The sequence below is a fragment of the Ruegeria sp. BG6 genome, from assembly GCF_056538465.1.
This window is the reverse complement of record NZ_JBQFTB010000005.1, coordinates 86,327-108,609: the sequence shown is the minus strand read 5'-3', so window position 1 is coordinate 108,609 and position 22,283 is coordinate 86,327. Positions and strand designations below refer to the sequence as shown.

Sequence of the window (22,283 nt, the reverse complement as noted above, 5' to 3'; positions counted from 1 at the left end):
TGAGGATACGACACATGCGTACATTTGATTTTGCACCGCTGCACCGCGCCACCATCGGTTTCGACCAGATCGCCGACATGATGGACCGCGTTCTGACCAACGACGTGGCTCAGCCCAGCTACCCGCCCTATAACATCGAGAAAACCGATGCCGACACCTATCGGATTTCCGTCGCTGTCGCCGGTTTTTCGGAAGATGACCTGTCGGTCGAAGTGAAGGAAAACGCGCTGATCGTCGCCGGTAAGAAAGCCGCCGAAGACAAACAGCGCAGCTACCTGCACCGCGGCATCGCCACGCGCGCGTTTGAGCGCCGCTTTGCCCTGGCCGACCATGTCCGTGTCACCGGCGCCAGCCATGAAAACGGCATGCTGAACATCGACCTGAAGCGCGAAGTGCCCGAGGCCCTGAAACCGCGCCGGATCGAGATTTCTTCGGCGAAAGCCATCGAGAAGGATGTGGTTGACGCCAAGGCCGTGAACTAACGCGCCTTAAGATCCTGCGACGGTCTCCTCCTCCCGGACCGTCGCAACACCCGCCCCGCGTTCCTCCAGACGCGGGGCGTTGTTTTTTTTGTGGGGTCAGTGAGTGGCCGAAATGCGGACGAAGCTGCCGTTGGCGTTACGGTCGGTTTTTGGAAGTTGGCCGATGGCAGATGATAATCTAGCGGCGAGGAAACCGCCTCTCGGCTTCACTTATCAGAGTGTAGTTCGTCGCCCAAACAGCCTCAAAAAGCGGGACTGACTGGTCGTGGTACAGCTTTATCGCCAAGTCCAGATCGCTTGCGTTCAATGCCTCGGCAATTGAGTTCGACAAGTAAACGGCCCGCAACATTTGGTCTACTGCTTCCAACAATCGTGTTTTCTCTTGGTCGCTAAGGTTCTTGTTATTTCCCAAGCGAGACGAGAGGCGTTTGAATTTCGGAAGCAGCAGGCTTTCAGCAGCTTCGCCCAATAGGTCGGCGCGCGTGCCATACGCCAGTTCACCCTCGTTCCATCCGCCTTGGTCAGCGATTATCGCATTTGCTTGTAGATAGTAGAGATGCCTACTGTCGTGCTCAAACGCACGAATGAGCTTGAGCGAGTTTTGAATTCTGACCATTTCATCGCGTTCATCACTCTCCGATTGACCGTATGCAGGAACTGAGTAAGTAACCGCCAAAGTAGCGCAAAGTACAATCAATGGTATCACCGTGGCTTTCATAGCGGCCCCTCCCACAAGACAAGCGCTTGAAATGGTTGTTGCCGAATGTACCAAAATTTGGTGGAGGAGTCGGCTTCGGGCTCAAAGCTGGCTTTGAAAGATAAGCCCCACGCAAATTTCGCGCGGAGCCCATCTTATGCAGTATTTGAAAGTTGGTTCCCTCAGTCACCGACCCGATTGCCCAAGACATCGTCTGGCCCGAGGGCAGGGCGGCTAGGCCTTCGATCTTGTTCAATACGTTACCGCCGGTCGGGCTCAGGTCGGACCGCGCCGTATCAAACCGACAGGCAGACGTATTTCATCTCCAGATAGTCTTCCATACCGTGGTGGCTGCCTTCGCGGCCCAGGCCTGACTGTTTGACACCGCCGAACGGACCCAGCTCGGTCGAGATGATGCCGGTGTTCACGCCGACGATGCCGTATTCGAGCGCCTCGGCCACTTTATACACGCGGCTCAGGTCCTTGGCGTAGAAGTAGGAGGCCAGACCAAAGATCGTGTCGTTGGCCATCGCGATCACATCGTCCTCGTCCTCGAATTTGAACAGCGGTGCGAGCGGCCCGAATGTCTCGTCCTGCGCGACCATCATGTCCTGAGTCACACCGGTCACGATCGTCGGCTGGAAGAAGGTGCCACCCAGGTCATGCGGCAGGCCGCCGGTCAGAACCGCGCCGCCTTTGTTGGTGACGTCTTTTATGTGTTCCTCAACCTTGGCGACCGCATCGGCGTTGATCAGCGGACCGGTGGTGGTGCCGGAGGTCAGGCCATCGCCGACTTTCAATGCTTCGACCGCAGCTTTCAGCTTGGCTGCGAAGGCGTCGTAGACACCGGCCTGTACATAAATCCGGTTGGCGCAGACACAGGTCTGGCCGTTATTGCGGAACTTGCACAGCATGGCACCTTCGACTGCTGCATCCAGATCGGCGTCGTCGAACACGATGAAAGGCGCGTTGCCGCCCAGCTCCATCGAGCACTTCATGACCTGATCGGCGGCTTGGCGCAGCAGGATGCGTCCCACCTCGGTCGACCCGGTAAAGGTCAGCTTGCGTACACCCGGGTTTTCGCAGAACTCCTTGCCGATCTCGCTGGCACGCGAGGACGGCACGACGTTGAACACACCCGCCGGGATGCCGGCCTTTTCGGCCAGAAGACCAAGAACCAGCGCGGATAGCGGTGTTTCGGCCGCAGGACGCGCAACAAACGCGCAGCCAGCAGCCAGCGCGGGTCCCGCCTTGCGGGTGATCATCGCGTTAGGGAAGTTCCAGGGCGTGATCGAGGCTGCAACGCCGATCGGCTGTTTCAGAACCATGATCCGCTTGTCGCGCTGATGGCCGGGGATCGTCTCACCGTAAACCCGCTTGGCCTCTTCGCCGAAGAACTCGATAAAGGATGCACCATAGCCGATCTCGCCAACGGCCTCTGCCAGTGGCTTGCCTTGCTCGGCGGTCAGGATTTTGCCCAGATCCTCGGCGTTTTCCATCATCAGGTCGTACCAGCGGCGCAGGATCACGGCGCGCTCTTTGCCGGTCAGCTTGGCCCACTCCTTCTGCGCGGCCTCCGCCTGTGCAATCGCGCCAGCGACCTGAGCGCGACTGAGATCCGCAACCTCTGCAACCACATCGCCGCGCGCGGGGTTGGTCACGGCAAAGGTGCCATTGTCACCGTCCACCCACTGGCCGCCAATATAGGCTTTGGTCACCAGCAGATCGGGGTTTTTCAGGATTGATTTGAGGTCGGTTGTTGCGTCCAGCATGAGTCAGTCTCCGGCAGGAAAAGATTTGCGCGCACCCAACCATGTGCCGCGGGTTTTGTCCATGGCCACTCCGGCGGAAGGATCAATCCAGAATATGGACAACGGAACATCAGGGTCGGCTGATAATACAGCTTTGGATTGTATCGTCGCGCCTATCTTTTTCTGATTGATTTTGCCAAAGTTCTGATGATTTCGAGACCTATGGGGATGTAAATCGTCATAACATTCACTATCTCATTGGGTAGATAAGAAAAAACAAGGATAGGACAGATGTCGAACCAACAGTTCGAGGCATTGATTCAGGAAACTCAGACCAAAGTGCGTGAAAGTCAGTCACAGATCGAAGGGCTGACCTCGCGGATTGAGGCCGCGCGCGCCAAGATCGGCACTGCCGAGGCGGATATCGACATCGAAAACGCGACGCTTGAGGACGTGCATGCCCATACTGAGGTGATGAATGCGAATATCGCCGAGCTGATCATGGGTCTGGACGACGTGACCAACGCCTTTTCCAAGGATTTCGACGAGATGCGCTCGAAAACCGGGTGGGAGAGCTTTGTCGGCATCTTTGCCAAGGCCAAATCCGAGTCGATGCGGCAGGAGCGGATGCGCACCGCCAATATCGACGACAAGCTGCAGGACCTGATCGCCAAATCCGACGTGATCGTGAAGCTGCTGGAAGGACAGTTGTCAGTGCTGGAAGAACAGCGCGTGAAGGTCGAGGACAACCTGACTGTCACACTGGACGACCGTGAAGCGACCGTGGCTGAGCTGGAGGCGCTACGCTCTGAGATTCAGGGCATGGACCCGACGATCATCACTTTGGAAAACAAGATCAGCGTCGAACAGGACGCCGCCGCGCGGACCCAGTTGGAGACCGAACTGGCCGAGCTGAACAAGCAATACAACGCCAAGGTTCAGGAAGAACAGGTCAAGCTGGCCAAGTCTCAGACGCTGGAGCGGTATATCGAAAAGGGCAAGACCTGGGTTGACTCACTGCAGAACCAAGCGGCGACGCAGATGGTGCTGATCAACAAACTGCAGACAGACACGCAACAGCGTGTGGTGCTGTATGACGCCCTGACAAAGTCGCTGAAAACCGCGCAGCAGCAGGACGTGGCCCACCGCATCAACGAGATCGGCGTGCAGACCGACCAAGAGGCGCAAACCGCCATGGCCGCCATCGGCACCGCGACCAACCAGAAGATGGCCGACATGCTAGAGGCGCATGAGGACCACATGGTCTTTGCCCGCGACGTGCTGGAGAAAAAGGCCAAGGCGGATGAACGCTTTGCCCGCCGGTTCGCCTCGATTGTCGAGAAGCATGATAAGAATTTGTATGGGGGCTCTTAAGGAAAGGCTCCGCTATGAGTGACGGCGAAAGACGTCCTCCTCCGGCGTTGTCTCGCAAGGACATTGACCTACCGGATTGGGTTGAGACGGCGATGATCGTGCGGTGGTTCGCCATTGGGATTGGCGTCGTTCTATATTGGATCACAGAGTCCTATTGGGCTATTGCGTTGAGTATGCTGGTATTCTTCGCGGTCGGTCACATCGTCTATCGCCTTTACCGGAAAGAAGATCCTGTTTCCGCTGAAATTGCGTTCTACAACGAGAACGATGGCTACCATTCGGGTGATGGAGATGGTGGAGACTAATGAATACTAACCCCACCCAAGACCATGTCGGCCTGACCGACACATTCGCCTCGCGCCGTTATTTCCGCAAATTCGAGGTTATCACCGTCCACCTCCTGCGCGTGGCCGCGACGATGGAGGCAGAGGGCGCGATCAGCAAGCAAGAGGTGCGGATCGTGTCGCGTTACCTCTCGGGGCTGCTCTACACCTTCCGCGCGCTCAGCATGAAATACCTGCTGGTCGGGCGCGATGCGGGGCGGTTCTTTGGCAGTCTCGCCATGGACAAGCGCGACAGCGGGTTTCCGGTGGCGGCCGAGCTGCTGACCATGGCCAATGACGCGCAGCAGGCGCAGGTGCATCTGGCGAATATGCCCTCGGAAGAGGACCTGAAAACCGACATGGTGCGCACCATCATCGGGGATCAGGAAATCCCCACCAAGCTGCAATTCGCGCTGTCCCAAAGGCTCTATTACGAGGAATTGCTGAAGGGACAGCTTTTCTGGGCTCGCAACGATCCCGAATGCCACTGGATCGGGAATGAAGGCGAGCGGCGCAAATTTCTGATCCACTGGGCGGTCTATGACAGCCAGATCAACCTGCCGGTCATCTACTTGATGCAGTTGGAGGACAGTGGCAAAACCGCCTTGCCCAAGGACCAACGCCGCTGGCCCGAGGTGCAGGCGCATCTGATGGCGCAGTCCTTAGGCGGGTTGAAACTGGTGACCATCGCCAAGGGCTTCGATCAGGATTTCGACGACCTGCACCCCAAACACATGCGTCGCATCCATGTGGGACCGATGTATTCTTCCGCCTTTACCGAGCAATCAGGCCCCCTTCGGCAGGTGCTGGAGGACGCGCAGGCGCCCGAAGGTCAGGACTGGGCACTGGCCTGGACCACCGAAGAACTGCAAAGCGAAGAGGTGATCGAGGAACGCGCCGGTTGGTTCTCAACCGTTGAGCGCGAGGTGTTCGCTTTGGACCCGTTCGGCGGGCAAGGGGCCGAAACCGGGGCCACGCGCACGCAGCGGTCGATCATCCTGCCCCAGCGCCCGTTTCAGGTGCTGGCCGAACGCAACCCGCCGGGATTCGCCGATGTCCGCAAGTTCGTAGTCAGCAAGTCCGGACAGGTGTTGAGGTATTGAGATTTTCGCCTTCGGCGAGAGTATTTTTGAAAAGATGAAGTAAGGGCGGCTTTTGAGATGAGTTTGACGTCAGATCAGATGGAATTGCGTGAGGCGGATATTCGCAAGCATTATCCGGCGGCGACCGCTTTGCTGAACGGTTTCGAACACGCGCCTCGGATTGCAAAGGCGGTGGAGGTGGCGCTTGAACGGTCTCCGGGTGTTACGACTGGGCGACGATTTCGGTCGACGACACCGGGTTTGGTGACGCGGCGCAGGGTGCGCGCCGATGGGGTGCATCTGGTCGAACGGATCGAGGCGTCGGACGATGGCGATGCATTGGTCTCACCGCCTCAGGCCACAACGCAGCAGGCCATCCGGCGCGCCATCGCCATCGCTCTGGCCGTTGCTGAGGCTTACGCGGAACAGACGCCGCTTGCCGATCTGAAACGCGCGAATTTGGCCGGGGATTTGCCCGCCGCGCGCAAGTCTGAGTTTTCGGAACTGCTGACAGCTGAGGCGCTGATCACGTCCCACAGTTTCGGCAATGCACTGGCTTACCTGATGTCGTCTCACCTAGGCGAGACGACAGTCGATATTGGTGAGGTCGAAGAGGTTCTGACCGATAACGGCCAGCTCGCCCTGCATGGCGCGTTGTGGGAACTGGATCAGACCCTTGCCAAACACGCCCCGGACGACGCGCATCTGATCGCCGCGACCAGCGCCTATGCCGAACAACTGATGGAGAAGGCCGCCTTGCGCGCCCAGTCCGCAGGTCATCTGGCCCCGTTTCAGAACGCCGCATGGCATATCGAGGCTGATGATCTGACCATCCGGGGGTTTGAACCGGCATCGAAAGCCAAATCCACCACTCTGACCATGACGTTCAAGAAACCGAACGAGGTGGTGGGCAACCATATCGCCAAGTATCAGGCGATGAAGCTGGCCAAGATGGTGATGGCCTACGATTTCGACCGCCGCCTGAACCCGTTTGCCGAACTTGGCGGGTTCATTTTTACCTTTATGGGGGACGGCAAGCCGGGCACCGGCAAGACCACCCTGATCCAGATGATGGCCGGGCTGATCAACGACTATTGCCAGAACGCGGGCTATCCGTTTCGCTATCAGAACCTGAGCACCGACAATATCGACAGCTATCAGGGCAAATCCGGCCAGAACGCCAAGTCGTTTATCAACACGATCATCGACCCCTCGGTCATCGGGTTCGGCACCATCGACGACATCGACCAGCTGGCGGGTAAGCGCGGCGACAGGCAGTCCTCGGCCGGGCAACTGGAAATCACCGCCGTGCTGATGGAGAGCTTTGCGGGTGCCAACACCGTCGTGCGCGGGAACTGCACCTTTGGCATGTTCTCGAACTACCCCGAGAACGTGGACGACGCCTTGCGCCAGCGGGCGGGTGCGCGGTTCCTGGTGGACGGGCCGCAGACGCGCGAGGATTACATCGACATCCTGCACCTGCTGATGGGCCGCAACCACGACATCCCGCTGGGCGAGCACGAAGCCTATGCCGCGCAGGAAATCAAAAAGGCCGTCGTCGCCAGTTTCGAAAGCCATTTTCGTCCGCATGAGGATGCGCTGCTGCAGGTTTATGACCGCGTTTCAGGCGATATCGGCCAGATGGACACCATCGCCAAGCTGGGCACCTACCTCAAGGCGATCCAGCAGGCGGATGAACGCTTCACCGGCCGCGCGATCAAGAACATCACCGACGCGGTCAAGGTCCGCGCGATGGATTTCGAACTGCCCGACGAATGGATGGAAAACCCTGACCTGTTCCTGTTCCGCGACTACGACACCAAGAAGGCCATGATCGAGGACCTGCGCCAGCCGATCACCGTTGAGATGGTGATGCAGGAAATCAACCGCTACGCCGACAGCGAGTTCCGCTATGCCGACAAGAGCGACGAAGTCGCTATCGAGAATGCAGTGCGTGAGATGGGCCGGATGGAAGAGGCCAAGCGGCGGTATCTGGAGGGGAAGGGGTGAATTGGTACGGTATTGATATCGACGCTTACCTAATTTGGTTTCTTGTCGCATCAGTATTGCTATTTTTCGTAGTACTCGCTGCGGTCAATTTCCCAAAACTGCGTGTAAAATTCACAGAGACACATCGTGGTTGGAGCGAACAAGACATTCTGGTTCGGCTGGGAGTGTATGTCACGGCGGGATTGTTCTTCTTAACACTTTTCATTTCCGGACTTCCCTCATGTCCGAGTGAAGATTGCCCTCCAAAACTAGTAGCGTTTCTTAATGCACCACCCAATGAAGTCGGGGATACACTAGCTGGTTTTGCCGGAGCATTGGCATTCCTTTGGATAATCGTCACTGTGCTATTGCAAAGCAAAGAACTGGCGGCACAGCGTGAAGAACTGAGTTTAAGCCGGTCTGAATATGAAAAAATGGCCAAGGCTATGGAGGCTCAATTGATTGTGCTTCAAGACGAAGCCGAGCAAAGAACTGAAACTCGCTCCAAAGAGCACCTTGATGTGTTGTTGGATAACCTTCGACGCGTGGTTAGAACGTCCATGTCAGAAGAAGATCATTTCGGTATCGATAAAGAGTTGTCTGAGTTCTTTTCTGAATTCGAAATTGAGGCTGAAGATGAAGAATTTTACAACGCTTTGAAGAACATAAGTTTCGAGATTTTTTACAAATACAGAAAGACTGAGCCTAGCGAAGAACGAATTTTCGGTCCGCTATTCGTACGTACCTTAAGGAGCACAATTGTAGCTATCGAAGAAATATTAGAAGTTTCAAATGGTTTGAGCAGCGCCCAAAAGAGGCGACTGGAAGATTACCATTTGACTTTCATTTTGAGCAATTTTGAGCGGGTTCTCGAACGGGATCCTACGTCGAATGAAATCGCCAAGAAAGTGTGGTATTCAAAATGATCCGCCTCATCGAAAAAGGCCTGATGTTCGGCAACCTCGTCCACATCTCGAGCCCGGCTCTGGTCGAGCGGTATAACCGAGCGTTGCAGCATCTGGCGGGCAAGACCACCGCGCTGACGGATTTCCATGTCGATATCTCGGGCTATTCGCCGGAGGTGGGGATTGAGCTGGACGACCCGCTCTACCTCAACCCCAACGGGGTCAACCGGCAGTTCATTCTGTTGACGACCGAGCAGAAACGCGCGCCGTTGCTGAACGTCAAATTCTCGACCTCGCGCGATATCCTGCGCGAATTCATCGAGATGAACGAGGCGCAGCTTTTCGCCCTGACCGCCACCGATGCGGTGGCCGGAGAGTTGGTGAACTCGGTCTTCAAACTCACCACGCCGCGCGATCTGCTGAACCTGCGCAAGATCGAGATTGAGGCCGACACCGCGGGCGGCACTCTGCGCAAGGCACAGCAACTGGCGGGGATGGTCGAACGGTTCAAAACCGAAGAGGATGCCTGGTTCGATGATGTTCTGATCGCGAAGATGATCGAGACAGCCAAGGAGACGGGGGACGTCACGCGCAATCCCGTCCGCCTGCGCCACACCGCATTCGAGCAGCGCAACTTCTGGACGGCGCATTTCGGCGGGCTGTATCTGTTCCCGGATCTGGACCACCCGGCGGCGATTTGCATGGGGGACAGGCCGGATGGCCTGCCGATCAAGTACATCTTTGGTCCGTCGCAGCGGAACCAGATTGCAAAATTTCTCGACTACAATGATCTGGTCGAACCCATCGTCAAGGCGCGCGGCGTGGATGCCGCCGCAATCCTGCAGCAGAAGATGGATTTCCTGACCATCGATGCTGCTGCGGATGCTGATGTCGATCTGACCGGGCTGGACCGCAGCGACATGCGACGTCTGGCGCGCAACCATTCGGACCGTCTGCCCGAGGCCTATCACGGTCTGGCGCAGTTGCTGCGCTGGTCGACGGACGGCGGGCCCTGGCCGCGTATAACTTCGGATCATCCGGCCTATTTCTATACTTTGCGCGCCGCCGATACGCCGCACCGCGATCTGGTGAATATGCTGTTGGCCGAACTGGCCCCGCTGGATCCGCGCCAGATGTTCATTTGCCACAAAGAGCTGTTCTACCGCACTTATTCGACATGGCAGGAAACCAAAAAAGCCTATGTTGCCGAGTTCCTTGCGCGAGAGTATCAGGTGGACAAGGCAGGCGCCCGGGCCGCGCTGTTCGGGCATGAGCCGGACATGAGTGGCAGTGATCGGGTCAGCGATGATATCATCGCGCGCGTTGGTCCCTGGGGCGCAGTAGGGAGAAGTTAAATGTTGGTCGCACTCCGCTTTCTGATCCCGTTGCTGATCGTTCTGACCGTCCTTTACGTTGGCGTGTCGATCTATTCCCGCCGGGTGCGACGCGGTAAACTGATCGCACATTGGGAGAAAAAGGGCATGACAGGCGACAGGGACGCTTTTGTCCAACGCGGGCTGAAAAAATACGACGGATCGTTTCGCCGCAAACTGATCCTTGGGATCTATGTCGTGCCGCTGGGCCTGATCGCGATCCTGATTTATGTTTCGAATTTCATGTGAGGGTTTGACTAATGCGTTATGTCAAATGGGCCATCATCATCCTGTTCTGGGGCACGATCGCGGCGGTGTTGAACTACACCCTGCCGCAGCATGACGTGGTTCGGATATCGGACACTTATGAAAAACGGATCGACCCCGGTGAAAACAGCATCTTCTGGTCGGTTCATGATGTCGGCAGCGACCCAACTACACCAAACCGCGACGTGTTCTTCATCCAGACCCGCAAGACCAACAGCAAGGTCATGGTCTATCGGAACGAGGATACAGGCTGGGGCTGGCCGCCCTATTTCAAGCTGAACTCCTCGAACCTGCAGGCCGAAGCGGCAGACCTGAAATCGACGACCGAGGCGCCGCGTTGGGTGGTGGTACGTCATTACGGCTGGCGCAGTGAATTCCTTTCGATCTTTCCAAACGCCGTTAAGATATGGCAGGTCGACAGCCCGGATGTGCGGATCATTCCCTGGTTCAACGTCATCTTCCTGACTGTTTTCGTTGCCCTTCTTTGGGCCATCTGGGTGCGCTGGTGCAGGTTCCGAGAAGCCCGCATAGACCCAATGATGGAGAATGTGGAGGACAGCCTGTATGCCGCAGGCGACGCGATCGAGGAACGCAGCAGCAGGTTTCGCAGGTGGCTGAACAGTTGGAAGTCAAAGTAGGGGCCGAATATGACCGGGCCGGTCTTGGTGTCACCGAACAATGAATTCAGCATGCAGCGCACCGGCGGCTTTGATCGTCTTCAATATGTCGATCATGTCCCGTGGAGAAACGCCCAAAGCGTTCAAACCTGCCACCACTTCTGACAAGGTTGTCGCTTCGGGTATTTCTGCCAGCCCGGTGCGTTCTTCTTCGTCAATACCGGCAACGGTTCTGGGAATGACCACCGTTTCGCCACGCGCGAACGGGTTGGGCTGGATTGCGATTGGAGCCTCTTCGACGGTGAGGGTCAGATTGCCTTGGGATACCGCCACCCTCGAGATACGCACCTCCTGACCCATCACGATGGTGCCCGAGCGTTGATCAACCACAACACGAGCCTTGGTTTCCGGCTCTACTAAGATGTTTTCGATGCGCCGGAGTGCATGTGCAACTGACCTTGCGCCGGTGGCAGGAATGCTCAGTTCCACTGTTCCCGAATCTCTCATGATGGCCACGGCCTTTCTGAATTCTGAGTTGACTGCAGTTTCGATCCGTTCAGCCGTTGTGAAATCCGGCTCTCGCAAAGCCAGGCGGATTTGACTGAGCGACGACAGTTCAAACTCAATTTCACGCTCAACCCGGGCGCCGGACGGAATGACGCCAGACGTCGGAACTCCGCGCACAACGGATGCCGCCTCGCCCTCTGCCACAGCGCCGCCGGCCAGTACCGTGCCTTGAGCCACTGCATAGATCTGACCGTCCGCCGCGTTAAGCGGTGTCATGATCAATGTCCCCCCAAGCAGGCTTTTTGAATCCCCGATGGCGGATACGGTCAAGTCAATCTGTCCACCGACTCGTGCAAATGGGGGCAGGCTGGCGGTGACGAGAACAGCAGCGACATTTTTGGGGCGAAAGTCTTCTCCGGTAACGTTGACGCCCAGCCGTTCTAGAATGTTGGACATGATCTCTTCAGTGAAAGGCGCATTTCTCAGCCCGTCACCGGTTCCGCTCAGGCCGACGACAAGGCCATAGCCGACAAGGTCATTGCCGCGGACCCCATCGAAATTGACGAGATCTTTTATTCGTATTGCACCTGCGGAAACCATGCCCGGCAACAGAAGCAAAAGGAGAACCAGAGTTTTCATCGCAGGAAGTTCACCAGCGACAGGTTCGCGTTGCGAACTGTAACGGAATAGAGGCTTTCGAGCTGAAACTGTACGGCCTGTAATTGCACTGCGGTTTCATAGGGATCAGCAGCAGTCAGCTGATTCCGGCTGTATTCCAGGCTTGTCCTTGTGGCGGCGTTGCGCGATGTTGCCTGGTCGACGCGGGCCTCGGCTGCGCCCACCTGCGCGCGAAGCGTCACGGCGTCGTCACGTGTATTGGCCAAATTGACACCCAATTGCGTGAACAGCGCAGTGCGCTGATCGGGCGCCAATGCCAATGAAACATCCGTAGCCAGCGCCGCAAGCGCTATGTCCCTCAATGCGGTTTTTAAGGATGGGTCCGTTGCTGTTACGGGCAGGGAAATACGTTCGTTTTCCGAAATTTGCATGGGCGCAAGGGGTGTTGCGGAGCCCTGAAAAATGACGGCGTCGAAGCCGAGAGGGTCGTTGAACCAGTTCTCGGCGGCCAACATGATGTCAGACGCCGTGACCTGACCGGTCACTTCCGTGCGAAGCGCTGCCAGCAACGTTTCAGCCGACGGCAGCGGAGAAGTGTCCGTAGCGGTCCCTGAAAACAGGCTGCGTCCGCCAATCCTTGTATTCAGCGCCGAAATCATCGTGTCCAGTTCGTTCCGGGCCTGAACCGAAGCCTGTTCATGCGTCACAGCGTGACTTGCGCTGCCGAACGCCAGCAGCGAGTTGGACATTTCTCCGACCGAGTTGCTGAACATGGTCAGGCTTTTCTGCATGGCATCCGCAAAAAGGCCAGCTTCGGCAGTTGCGACTTTGTACGCGTCAAGCCGGGTCAGTTTGTTCTCAAGATCCTGTAAGTGTGAATAGTCACCGCCCAGTCGGTGCGACATGTTCTGCACTTTTCCACTCGACATCTTATATGAAAGATTTTCGATCTGGGTTTTGATTTCTGTCGCACGAGAGCGAAGCGTCATGCCCCGCGCCAAGTCGCCAATGGCGGTCAAATTCATGATTATAACCTCAGCAAAGTGTCCATCAATTCGTCCACGACCGAAATCAACCGGGCGTTCGCGGCGTAAACTTGTTCGATCTGCATCAGACGTTGCAATTCCTGATCTGTGTCTACGCCTTGTTCAGCCTCGATCTTTGCCATCTCAAGCTGTGCGTTTGTTGCAAAGACCAGGCGTGCGCTGGCTGTGTGTGCTTTGGCACCGACACGAGAGATCATCGCCTCGGAAATCTCGGTGGCCCGCATGTTTCCGGTTCCGAACGGTGAACCTGCGACCGGGCGCGCGGTTTCCAGAATCGCTCCAAAAGCCTGTAGCTGAGTGGAATCCCCGGGAGCACCAGGAAGGGTGGCGCATAAACCGGCGCGCAGTTTCCAACTTGCACCACCCGCGTCAGGGTCAGCGATTGTATTGAACCTTACGCGGGAGGCGAGGCCAACGGAGAGCGCTGGGTTCAGACGCGCGCCATCATCGGTGAACAGGCCGGGATCTGTCGGCAGCACGGTTGGATCCAGGCCCGAGGTTTCGAAACGCTCGACAAGGTCGCGCGCGACGGTGTCCAGATCATTCTGCGCGTCGATCGATAGTTCATCGCGGATCTGGAATTGCGCCATCAGCGCACCGCCCCGAATTTGCGCCGAGTCACCGCTGGTGCGTACAGGATTTCCATTCATTTGAAGGCCTGACAACAGCCCGTTCGCCACCGTCATGTGCGGCTTGGTATCACCCGTCGTTGCAAACGAGAATTTTGCCGCGCTTCCTTCCAGCAGGATCAGACCACCTTCGGAATAAAGCGAGATTTGATCGTTCTCCCGGGGAACAGAGTTAACGGGGACCAGTTGATTGACCTGATCGACCAGAACCTGTCTTTGATCCAGCAGCGCCCCGATATCGCCGCCTGAATATCGAATTGCAGGTATTTTGGCGTTCAGGGCCTCGATATCTGCAAGCATCTGGTTCAGCTTACTTACATGACTGCCGATCGTGCGATCTGCATCCGACCGAAGTTGCTGAACCCCTTCCGAAGCTGCGTTAAGCCCTGCGGCAAGATCCCGTCCGGCCCGGGCGACCTGATCCAGCCTTTCAGCAGAGTCCGGCAGGCTGGCGGCGGTGATAAGGCTGCCGTCAAACGTTGCAAGACGAGCGGTTAAGGAAGACATATTGTCGGGCTTTCCGACATAGGCTTCGAGCCTTGCGTGGAAGTCCGAAATCGCGGTTTGTCGCGCAAGATCGGCATCCGTGACGCGGCGGTTCACAGTGATCACGGGATCATGGTGGCGGACAACGCCAACTGTTTGGACGCCATTTCCTGAAACCGGGCTGGTCGTCAGTTCAAGGGTTCTGCGTGCGTATCCCGGTGTCAACGCGTTTGCGATGTTTCCCGACACGACTGCGGCTCCGCGGCTTGCGGCCGTCAACCCGCCAAGGGCGTTGTTCAAAGCGGTCGACATATTCATCTGGCAGGTCCTTTCAATCGGCCGTTACCGGGATCAGCGTTTGATATTCGTGGTCTCCTGAAGCATTTCATCCACGGTCTGAATCACCTTGGCGCTGGAGGAATAGGCGCGCTGAGTCTGGATCATCGACGTCAGTTCGGTTGCCACATCCGTCGTCGATTCCTCACGCGCGAATGAGACCAGATCGCCCGTCGGCCCTTCGCCTGCGTTCCAAAGGAAAAAGGTGCCGCTACCGCGGGAGGGTGCGTAGGTTTGGCTGTCCAGGGCGGTCAATCCGTTGGGGTTCGGGACGTCGACCAGCGGGATCTGAAACATGCGGCGACTGACGCCTGTGTCGTAGAAAGCGTAGACATATCCATTTTCGTCAACCTGAACGCTGGTCATCGTGCCGACAGCGGAACCGTCCCGTGTTATCGATACCGGGGCAAACGTGTCGGACAACTGCGTGATGCCGTCCGTATCGCCAATCCGTCCGATATTGATCTCCATTGGACCGCCCGCAACGTTGACGACAACGTTGCCCGTTGCGGGATCATAGGCGCCTCCTGAAACCGCCGTGACACTGGCCAGCGTTCCGCCGGCCGTGCGACTGTCGGTAAAGGTCAGCGTGTACTCTCCGATAATGGTTCCGCCGGACGCGGTATCGCGCAAGGTCATGGTCCATTCGTTGCTGGACCCGGTCGCCGGAACAGTCGGGGTAAGTTCGATATCCACGTTTTCAGACTTACCCAGATTGTCAAAATACTCGACCGACAGGGGCTGGGTATCGCCTGGTGCTCCTGCATCCGTCGCGGTTGCGGGCAGGTTCATGCGCAGGTTCATCTGCGTGGTCGGCGCCCCCGAAAGCCGATTGACGCTGAGCTGGATGGGTTCCAGCGCAGCGGGGGTGTCGCGGGGAACACTGGGGATCGAACCATCGGGTCCGGCACGCCAGCCCAGCAGGACAAGGCCGGATTCCGTGACCAGATATCCCTGATCGTTCGTTCGAAAGGATCCTGTGGTGGTCAGCAGCATCTCATTTGAACTCGACCCGATCTGTGAACTGGAGCGCACGGGCAGCATGCCACGGCCTCGGACGGCCAGATCGGTTGAATTGTTCGTTGTCACCAGCGAGCCGCGCTGATCAATCAGGCGCTGACTGGTCGTTCTGACGCCGCCTGCTGAATAACTGCCGCCCTGACCGGATGTGACCATCGAGTGAAAGTCCGTCTCGACCCGCTTGTATCCGAACGTGGAAGAATTGGCGATGTTGTCCGAAATAGTGGCCAATCTGTTCGCATTCGCCTTCAATGCAGCCACACCGGCGTTCAGGGATGAAGAAATTGTCATTGGAACGCCCTTCTGTTGCGTCAACCGTTGATGCAACACCTAGCGCGCGGCCTCTTAACAGCGCGCTAACAGGTAGAATGCGACCTATACTTTTGCGGTCATGACCTGCGAAGGAATATGATTTCAACGCGGTTGTTGCGCGTGGCCATGGGGTTTTCGCTGACCAGTTCGCGGTCCGCGTGGCCAGTAACGCGATCCAGCCGGTGCGTTGCCACGCCCTTGTCCTGCAGCATCCTGCGCACGGCTTGGGCACGTGTCGTGGACAATTCCCGGGCGGGGTTATGTGCCAGCACCACCGGCGACGACGCGACATGGCCTTCGGCAGCAATTGCATTGGTCACAAGGTCCGAGGATCTGGCTACCAGCAGCATCAGTGCTCGCAGGACGGGTGTTGGATTGTCCGTTCCCGTTTCGAACAGGGTCTGGTCGTCCGTGTCAAACAGTTCCACCACCAAGCCTTCATCCGTGACGCGGGTCACGATATGTTTGAGGACCTTGTCCGAGACCAGGCTTTCGCCGGTGCGTCCAAGCAATTTCGCTTCGAGCGAGGTGAAATCCTCGAATGCCCCCTTGCTTCCGCCGCGGGCATCCACGCCGCTTGCGCCGCGGGCCTGCCTGGCAATGGTAGGCTGTCGGCTGCTGGCACCCGAGCCGTCCATTACCATGGTCTTTTCCGAGAACATGTTGTTGCCGCCAAAAGCGCCGTCGCCACCGCCAGAAACCGGATTCACCGGTATTGTGGGCGAAAAATAATCCGCCAACCCTTTTCGTTGTTTTTCTGTTGTTGCATTCAGCAGCCACATCAACATGAAGAACGCCATCATGGCCGTGACAAAGTCGGCATATGCGACTTTCCATGCGCCACCGTGATGGCCATCGCCACCCGAAACACGTTTCTTCTTGATGATGACCGGCGCCGCATTGGATTGCGCACCCATCTTCACCACCTTTTATCACCCACAACCGGGTTATCAGGGCAGGTCTTAATGGCCGCTTAACACTTAAAACTGTTCCGAAATCTGTCGTCGTTCAACGCATCAATCCACCAGCGGCGCGACGTAGGATCACGGACAGACGGTTAAAGCTGTTCTTTATCCCTTCGGGATCGGGTCTTGCGAAAAACGCATCCAGATCTTCATGCGCGCGGACGGCCTGATCCAGCAGCGGGTCGGTGCCTTCGGAATAAAGCCCGGCTTTGATCATGATCTCGGATTGCTCATAGCTGCCTACCAGCTTGCGGGTTTCCGAGATCAGCCTGTTTTCGTCTTCTGACGCGGCTTCGGGCAGGCAGCGCGAAACCGACCGGCTGAGGTCGATTGCCGGAAACCGGCCACGTTCCGCGATGTCACGGCTTAGGACGATATGCCCGTCCAGAACACCGCGCAGAATGTCGGCAACCGGTTCGTCCATGTCGGACCCGGCAACCAACACGCTGAAAACCGCGGTGATATCTCCTTGTCCGGCAGTGCCGGGCCCGGCCCGTTCGCACAGACCGGCAATCAGTGGTGTGACGGATGGTGGAAACCCGCGCAACGATGGCGATTCGCCCGTGGTGACGGCGATTTCACGATGAGCCTCGGCAAATCGCGCAATGGAATCCGCCAAGAACAGAACGTGCAGCCCCTGATCGCGCATGTATTCGGCAACCGACATCGCTGCCCAAAGGCAACGCCGTCGAGCAAGGGCGGACTGATCAGAAGTGGCTGCGACGACAACAGACCTTTTCATCGTCTCAGGACCCAGAGCTTTGGCGACAAACGCGTTCACTTCACGGCCCCGTTCCCCGGCCAGAGCGACTACAACCACATCTGCCTGCACTGATTTGGCAAGCGTCGCCAGCAATGTGGATTTTCCGACCCCGGAACCGGCGAACAACCCGATTCTCTGGCCCTGCACGATGGGAAGAACCGTGTTCAGCATCGACAGCTCGGTTTCCAGTCGCTGCCCCAATCCCCGGCGTTCAACGGCGGGAGGGGGAGATTGAACAATGTTCCTCTCTTGCGAGCCGCTCAGCAAGGGCTTGCCGTCCAGCGGCTTGCCAAACGGGTCGACAACCCGGCCCAGCCAGTGCATGTCCGGCGCGAAAACTGGTGACGGTTCAAGCTGCACCCGATCCCCAAGGCTGACCCCGTCCGGTGCCGATCCTGGCAGCATGTAAATTTGGTCGGCATCCACACGCAGCACTTCACCCGCCAGATCCGGACCTGGCCGGCGCTGCAATGTCAGGGTGTCTCCGATCCGGGCGTGACCCGCCAGACCAGCAATTTCGATCACACCGCCAGAGACGCCTCTGACAAGCCCGACGTTTCGGACGGCCGACATCCGGTCGAATTCACATTTCAGAAGCGTTGGTTCGATCTCGGGCATGGCCGGCCTCCATCCTGGTTCAGAAAACGCTTTCTAAAGGAACCGGGGTTAAGCCTTGATTGAAACGGATCGAGGGAGAAGCCCCGATGTTCTATGACCTGAACGTCTTTAAGACAGCGTACGCAATGGCAACCCATGCCGGGCAAAGGCAGGCTGTCATCTCGCGCAATATGGCCAACGCGGATACGCCGGGATACCAGCCCCGCGATATTGACGCCTTTCACACTGCGTATGACAACACAGACCGTGAATCGGTCATGTCTGCGACCCGTCCGGGCCATTTGCATGGAACGACCACCGGTGATCACCTCTGGTCAGAGTACAAGGCAGAACCGACCGGCGATCCCAACGGCAACGGTGTCTCGCTGGAGGAGGAGATGCTGAAAGCTGTTGAGATCAAGCGCCAGCATGACCGCGCGCTGGCGATCTACAGATCCTCGATGAATGTCCTGCGCGCCAGCCTGGGCCGGTCGTAAAGAGGCGAAGACATGAGTGATTTTTCACATTCCCTGACAGCATCGGTCAGCGCATTGCGTGCACAGGCGGCTCGTCTGCGCCATGTTTCGGAAAACATTTCCAACGCGGATACTCCGGGGTATCGCCGCAAGACAGTTTCGTTCGAAGTGGTTGCGCAAGGCAGCGGGGAAACGGTTCAGGCCGGGCGCGTCAGGCTCGACCGTCGCGACCTTAGCCGGATCTACGATCCAGGCCATCCGATGGCGGACGAGACCGCGCACTACCGGGGGTCGAACGTCGATCTGATGATCGAGATTGCCGACGCGCGCGAGGCGCAGCGCAGCTACGAAGCCAACCTCAAGATGTTCGACCAGACCCGTCAGATGTCGTCGAGCCTGATGGAACTACTCAGAAAATAAAGGAAGCCAGAATGAATGTCCGCTCAATAAACGCCGCCCAGAACTACGCCGTTGCACGCCCAGCCACTCAGGCTGCCACAGACCACGTAGGAATGGCGCAAGGCTTGCGGTCAACGTTTCAAGATTTTGCAGAAACGCTGAAACATAGCGAGCAGGTGGCAGAGGCTTCGATGGTCGGGCAGGCCGACCCGCACGCGCTGGTGCAGGCCCTTGCGCAGACCGAGCTTGCCGTAGAAACGGCGGTCATCGTGCGTAACAAAGTCGTCGAAACCTATCAGGAACTCCTGCGGATGCCGGTCTGATCGATGCTGAGCGAGGGGCAGTTCTACGACATCCTGCGGCAGGCACTGTGGGTTGCGGTTATCACGTCTGTGCCGATTCTGGCGGTGGCGCAGGTATCGGGACTGGTCGTGGGCCTTTTTCAGGCGCTGACATCGGTGCAGGAGATGACACTGACCTTTGTCCCCAAGCTGATCGCGATAGTCGTCGTGTTCTGGATTTCCATGGGCTTCATGACCCAAACCCTCGTGACGTTCTTCTCGTCGACACTCATCCCTCTGATCGCAGGAGCCCGCTGATGGATACCGCCTATGTCATCCTGTCCCGCCAATCCGGGCTGATGAACGAGATGCGGCTGGTGGCCAACAATATCGCCAACGCAAACACGACCGGCTACAGGCAGCAAGGCCTGGTGTTTTCCGAGTACGTGAGGGACATGTCAAACGATCCTTCCCTCTCCATGAGCAGGGCCGAAGTCCGCAATACATCGCTGCAACAAGGCGTTCTGACCGAGACCGGCGGGCAGTTCGACTTTGCAATCGAAGGTGACGGGTTCTTCATGATCGAAACGCCCGACGGCAATCGCCTGACCCGGGCCGGGAGCTTTTCGCCCAACGCGGATGGCAATCTGGTGACGATGGACGGGCTGCGGGTACTGGACAGCAACGGCGCCCCCCTGTTTGTTCCGCCGGATGCCGCAACACTCGATGTCGGCGGCGACGGCACTCTGAGCGTCAATGGCCAGCTACTGGGGCAGATCGGGGTGTATCAGGTGGCCGACACAGGGGGGCTTATTCGCGAAGGCAGCACCCGGTTTCGCCCGGCGGGCGACGTTGAGCCGGTTGACGAACCCGTAGTCCTGCACCGGTTCCTGGAAGGTTCAAATGTCAACGCGATAGATCAGGTCACTCGGCTGGTCGAAATTCAACGGGCCTATGAGCTGGGACAGAGCTTTCTTGAGGCCGAAGACGAGCGGGTTCGTGGGGCTCTCAAGGCCTTGATGCGCTGACAATTAACCAGGGGAAATTTCGAAATGCGCGCTTTGAAGATTGCCGCCACCGGAATGACGGCACAACAGATGCGGGTCGAGACCATCTCGAACAACCTCGCAAACATGAACACAACCGGTTACAACGCACGGCGGGCCGAATTTGCGGACCTGCACTATCAGCAGATGGCCCGCGCGGGCGCGGTGAATGCCTCTGACGGCACGGTCTTGCCAACCGGTGTCCAGTTGGGTCTGGGCGTTCGGCCCGCAGCCGTTACCGTGCAACTGGCACAAGGCGCCTTGTCCGCAACTGGCAACGATCTGGATATCGCTATCGAGGGGCGAGGCTATCTGGAAGTGACCCTGCCGGGTGGCCAGTCCGCCTATACCCGCGATGGTAGCCTGAAACGATCGCCCGAGGGCCTGATCGTGACTTCGGACGGTTTTACCGTCGCTCCCGAGATTACCATCCCCGATGATGCGCGGTCGATATCCATCAACGCATCCGGCGAAGTATACGCCTATTTCGATGACACGGCCGAGGGTCAGCTGCTGGGAGAATTCACCTTGGCCAGCTTCTCGAATGCCAAGGGGCTGGAGGCGATCGGCAGCAACCTGTTCAAGGAAACCGAAGCCTCTGGCGCATCGGTGACGGGTCCGCCGGGTGAGGACGGGTTGGGAACTTTGCGTCAAGGGTACCTGGAGGACAGTTCGGTTGATGCCGTGCGACAGGTCACGGAACTGATCGAAGCGCAACGTGGTTACGAAATGAACGCCAAGGTCATATCCGGCGTCGATCAGATGATGGGCGCGACAACTCAGGTGCGATGATGCGCAGTGTTCTTTGGGCGCTGATAGTGATGTCTCCCATGGTCGTTCAGGCCGAGATAGTCGTGCCGACCAGAACTATTCGTGCGAAGGAGATCATTGTGGCCTCGGATCTCGAGCTGACAAACACCGAGGTTGACGGCGTTGTCATGGATCCCGGTCTTTTGATCGGCCAGGAAGCCCGTGTTGCGCTGTATCCGGGTCGCCCTATACGGGAAACGGACGTCGGTCCTCCGGCCATTGTGGACCGGAACGATCTGGTTGTCCTGGTATTCAACCGCCAGCCGCTGTCGATCACGGCAGAAGGCCGCGCACTGGGACGCGGGGCTGCAGGTGACCGCATTCGGGTCATGAATTTGTCGTCCAGAACGACTGTAACCGGGCATATCCGGCCCGACGGTCAAATTGAGGTAAGATAATGCCCGTAGAGCCTTACAAACTGCTTGTCACTTTGATTGCCCTGTCCGCGTGCGGGCGCGTGGACCACCTGGGCAAACCGCCGAGCTTTACGCCCACTGATGAGTCTCCGGAACAGGTGGCCATGCTGTGGCCAGGCCTGCCAACACACACTCAGCCGCAGCGGAGTGTGGATCGCGCCTCGCTTTGGAGCGGTGGGCAACAGTCGCTGCTGGGAGACCAAAGAGCGATCAAAAAAGGTGACATCATGACGGTTGTGATCGAGCTGGACGAAAAAGCCGAGATTTCGAATGATACGAAACGATCGCGCGCCGGATCTGAAAGTCTGGCCGTTCCGGGATTGTTCGGCCTGCCCCAGCGCGTGGCAGACAAGTTGCCTGAAGGTGCCTCGATGGATGACGCCGTGTCCATCGATTCCTCATCGGACAGTTCCGGAAAAGCCTCGGTCAAGCGTAAGGAAAAACTGACCCTGCGGGTGGCTGCTACGGTGATTGATGTTCTGCCCAACGGTGTTTTGTCGATTTCCGGTTCACAGGAATTGCGTGTCAATTTCGAACTGCGGGAACTGCTGGTCACCGGCTATGTTCGACCGCAGGATATCTCCCGCCAGAACGAGATCACTTATGACAAGATCGCCTCGGCGCGGGTTTCTTACGGGGGCCGGGGGCAAATCACGGATGTGCAGCAACCACGTTACGGCCAGCAGATCCTCGACTCGCTTCTGCCGTTCTGAGGT

The 22,283-nt window shown here is 57.7% G+C and carries 25 protein-coding genes; 17 read left to right on the top strand and 8 right to left on the bottom strand.

Annotated elements, in window-relative coordinates:
- The first annotated feature begins 14 nt into the window (after nt 1-14).
- Nucleotides 15-482 carry an Hsp20 family protein gene (locus ACR0JW_RS11365; RefSeq protein ID WP_170681897.1) on the top strand — a complete coding sequence of 156 codons (468 nt, stop codon included), beginning with the start codon at nt 15-17 and terminating at the stop codon, nt 480-482.
- Nucleotides 483-660: 178 nt separating this feature from the next.
- Here the strand turns inward: ACR0JW_RS11365 and ACR0JW_RS11360 are convergent, their stop codons facing one another.
- Together ACR0JW_RS11360 and ACR0JW_RS11355 are read right to left on the bottom strand one after the other, a co-directional pair.
- Nucleotides 661-1,200 (bottom strand): hypothetical protein, encoded by a 540-nt coding sequence (locus ACR0JW_RS11360; RefSeq protein ID WP_170825263.1) that lies wholly within the window; start codon nt 1,198-1,200, stop codon nt 661-663.
- Nucleotides 1,201-1,475: 275 nt separating this feature from the next.
- The gene (locus tag ACR0JW_RS11355; protein WP_170681899.1) at nt 1,476-2,951 is read right to left on the bottom strand and encodes an NAD-dependent succinate-semialdehyde dehydrogenase; all 1,476 of its coding nucleotides are present in this window, start codon (nt 2,949-2,951) and stop codon (nt 1,476-1,478) included.
- A 270-nt stretch (nt 2,952-3,221) separates the two neighbouring features.
- Here ACR0JW_RS11355 and ACR0JW_RS11350 point away from each other — a divergent pair, with 270 nt between their 5' ends.
- From ACR0JW_RS11350 to ACR0JW_RS11315, 8 genes are read left to right on the top strand one after another with little or no spacing between them, the layout of a single operon-like run.
- Nucleotides 3,222-4,304: a coiled-coil domain-containing protein gene (locus ACR0JW_RS11350; RefSeq protein ID WP_170681900.1), complete on the top strand. Its 1,083-nt coding sequence runs from the start codon at nt 3,222-3,224 to the stop codon at nt 4,302-4,304.
- A 14-nt stretch (nt 4,305-4,318) separates the two neighbouring features.
- On the top strand, nt 4,319-4,609 hold the full coding sequence (locus tag ACR0JW_RS11345; protein ID WP_480713928.1) for a hypothetical protein: 291 nt from the start codon (nt 4,319-4,321) through the stop codon (nt 4,607-4,609).
- Complete coding sequence (locus ACR0JW_RS11340) at nt 4,609-5,730, top strand: hypothetical protein (RefSeq protein ID WP_480713927.1); 1,122 nt, start codon at nt 4,609-4,611, stop codon at nt 5,728-5,730. Before ACR0JW_RS11345 ends, ACR0JW_RS11340 begins: the two co-directional genes overlap by 1 nt.
- Before the next feature lie 57 nt (nt 5,731-5,787).
- Nucleotides 5,788-7,719, top strand: a complete 1,932-nt coding sequence (locus tag ACR0JW_RS11335) for an ATP-binding protein (protein ID WP_170825265.1) — start codon at nt 5,788-5,790, stop codon at nt 7,717-7,719.
- Nucleotides 7,716-8,624 carry a hypothetical protein gene (locus ACR0JW_RS11330; protein WP_170825266.1) on the top strand — a complete coding sequence of 303 codons (909 nt, stop codon included), beginning with the start codon at nt 7,716-7,718 and terminating at the stop codon, nt 8,622-8,624. The genes ACR0JW_RS11335 and ACR0JW_RS11330 overlap by 4 nt, the downstream gene beginning before the upstream one ends.
- Entirely contained in the window at nt 8,621-9,958 is a 1,338-nt protein-coding gene (locus ACR0JW_RS11325) for a DUF6638 family protein (RefSeq protein WP_480713926.1), read from the top strand. The genes ACR0JW_RS11330 and ACR0JW_RS11325 overlap by 4 nt, the downstream gene beginning before the upstream one ends.
- Nucleotides 9,959-10,225: a hypothetical protein gene (locus ACR0JW_RS11320; protein WP_170681905.1), complete on the top strand. Its 267-nt coding sequence runs from the start codon at nt 9,959-9,961 to the stop codon at nt 10,223-10,225.
- An 11-nt stretch (nt 10,226-10,236) separates the two neighbouring features.
- Entirely contained in the window at nt 10,237-10,881 is a 645-nt protein-coding gene (locus ACR0JW_RS11315) for a DUF1523 family protein (RefSeq protein WP_170681906.1), read from the top strand.
- A gap of 30 nt (nt 10,882-10,911) precedes the next feature.
- Here the strand turns inward: ACR0JW_RS11315 and ACR0JW_RS11310 are convergent, their stop codons facing one another.
- The 6 genes from ACR0JW_RS11310 to ACR0JW_RS11285 form a co-directional block, all read right to left on the bottom strand.
- The gene (locus ACR0JW_RS11310) at nt 10,912-12,006 is read right to left on the bottom strand and encodes a flagellar basal body P-ring protein FlgI (RefSeq protein WP_480713925.1); all 1,095 of its coding nucleotides are present in this window, start codon (nt 12,004-12,006) and stop codon (nt 10,912-10,914) included.
- Nucleotides 12,003-13,010, bottom strand: a complete 1,008-nt coding sequence (locus tag ACR0JW_RS11305) for a flagellin (RefSeq protein ID WP_170825268.1) — start codon at nt 13,008-13,010, stop codon at nt 12,003-12,005. Before ACR0JW_RS11305 ends, ACR0JW_RS11310 begins: the two co-directional genes overlap by 4 nt.
- Before the next feature lie 2 nt (nt 13,011-13,012).
- Nucleotides 13,013-14,464, bottom strand: coding sequence for a flagellar hook-associated protein FlgK (flgK, locus tag ACR0JW_RS11300; protein WP_170681909.1), 1,452 nt, complete (start codon nt 14,462-14,464; stop codon nt 13,013-13,015).
- 33 nt (nt 14,465-14,497) lie between these two features.
- Nucleotides 14,498-15,793 carry a flagellar hook protein FlgE gene (locus ACR0JW_RS11295; protein WP_480713924.1) on the bottom strand — a complete coding sequence of 432 codons (1,296 nt, stop codon included), beginning with the start codon at nt 15,791-15,793 and terminating at the stop codon, nt 14,498-14,500.
- Between the two features lie 98 nt (nt 15,794-15,891).
- Nucleotides 15,892-16,731, bottom strand: a complete 840-nt coding sequence (locus ACR0JW_RS11290; protein ID WP_480713923.1) for a flagellar motor protein MotB — start codon at nt 16,729-16,731, stop codon at nt 15,892-15,894.
- A gap of 91 nt (nt 16,732-16,822) precedes the next feature.
- Nucleotides 16,823-18,160: a FliI/YscN family ATPase gene (locus ACR0JW_RS11285; protein WP_170681912.1), complete on the bottom strand. Its 1,338-nt coding sequence runs from the start codon at nt 18,158-18,160 to the stop codon at nt 16,823-16,825.
- 86 nt (nt 18,161-18,246) lie between these two features.
- On the opposite strand from ACR0JW_RS11285, the gene ACR0JW_RS11280 reads away from it, so the two are divergent.
- Genes ACR0JW_RS11280 through flgH form a run of 8 tightly spaced genes read left to right on the top strand, consistent with a single transcriptional unit; the run spans nt 18,247 to nt 22,280 of the window.
- Nucleotides 18,247-18,636: a FlgB family protein gene (locus ACR0JW_RS11280; RefSeq protein ID WP_170681913.1), complete on the top strand. Its 390-nt coding sequence runs from the start codon at nt 18,247-18,249 to the stop codon at nt 18,634-18,636.
- A gap of 12 nt (nt 18,637-18,648) precedes the next feature.
- Nucleotides 18,649-19,035 (top strand): flagellar basal body rod protein FlgC, encoded by a 387-nt coding sequence (gene flgC, locus ACR0JW_RS11275; RefSeq protein ID WP_480713922.1) that lies wholly within the window; start codon nt 18,649-18,651, stop codon nt 19,033-19,035.
- Nucleotides 19,036-19,046: 11 nt separating this feature from the next.
- Entirely contained in the window at nt 19,047-19,337 is a 291-nt protein-coding gene (gene fliE / locus ACR0JW_RS11270; RefSeq protein ID WP_480713921.1) for a flagellar hook-basal body complex protein FliE, read from the top strand.
- A 3-nt stretch (nt 19,338-19,340) separates the two neighbouring features.
- Nucleotides 19,341-19,613: a flagellar biosynthetic protein FliQ gene (locus ACR0JW_RS11265; protein ID WP_170681916.1), complete on the top strand. Its 273-nt coding sequence runs from the start codon at nt 19,341-19,343 to the stop codon at nt 19,611-19,613.
- On the top strand, nt 19,613-20,323 hold the full coding sequence (locus ACR0JW_RS11260; RefSeq protein ID WP_170681917.1) for a flagellar hook-basal body complex protein: 711 nt from the start codon (nt 19,613-19,615) through the stop codon (nt 20,321-20,323). Before ACR0JW_RS11265 ends, ACR0JW_RS11260 begins: the two co-directional genes overlap by 1 nt.
- Before the next feature lie 24 nt (nt 20,324-20,347).
- Nucleotides 20,348-21,133, top strand: a complete 786-nt coding sequence (gene flgG, locus ACR0JW_RS11255) for a flagellar basal-body rod protein FlgG (protein WP_170681918.1) — start codon at nt 20,348-20,350, stop codon at nt 21,131-21,133.
- Nucleotides 21,133-21,549: a flagellar basal body P-ring formation chaperone FlgA gene (flgA, locus tag ACR0JW_RS11250; protein ID WP_170681919.1), complete on the top strand. Its 417-nt coding sequence runs from the start codon at nt 21,133-21,135 to the stop codon at nt 21,547-21,549. The genes flgG and flgA overlap by 1 nt, the downstream gene beginning before the upstream one ends.
- On the top strand, nt 21,549-22,280 hold the full coding sequence (gene flgH / locus ACR0JW_RS11245; RefSeq protein ID WP_480713920.1) for a flagellar basal body L-ring protein FlgH: 732 nt from the start codon (nt 21,549-21,551) through the stop codon (nt 22,278-22,280). The genes flgA and flgH overlap by 1 nt, the downstream gene beginning before the upstream one ends.
- Nucleotides 22,281-22,283: the final 3 nt, after the last annotated feature.